Origin of the sequence: Streptobacillus felis (assembly GCF_001559775.1) — a bacterium.
GTDB classification, from domain to species: domain Bacteria; phylum Fusobacteriota; class Fusobacteriia; order Fusobacteriales; family Leptotrichiaceae; genus Streptobacillus; species Streptobacillus felis.
Map to the genome: position 1 here is coordinate 1 of NZ_LOHX01000149.1, position 306 is coordinate 306.

A 306-nucleotide genomic window follows, 5' to 3' on the forward strand; every position below is an offset into this window, starting at 1 on the left:
AACAGTTCTTTTAATAGATAGACCTGAAGTAGATATACAAATAGAAAAAGAAGAAACAGACTTAGATGGATTAAATTATTTAAGGGGAAAAGGTATAGATTATGTTAATAAACAAGCAGCAAAAGGAGTAATACTTGCCCATGTAGATGGGAATGTACCTAATCTTGTGATTAATATACCAGAGGCAACAGCTTATCATTTAGGATATATGTTCTATTTCTTTGAAAAGGCAGAAGCTATAGGTGGATATATGTTAGGTATAAATCCTTTTGATAAACCAGGAGTTGAAGAGTATAAAAGAAATAT

Annotated in this window: 1 pseudogene; it reads left to right on the top strand. The window is 30.4% G+C overall.

The window, feature by feature from the left end:
* Positions 1-306 (top strand): annotated as a pseudogene (locus AYC60_RS02610) (glucose-6-phosphate isomerase); the annotation flags it as partial.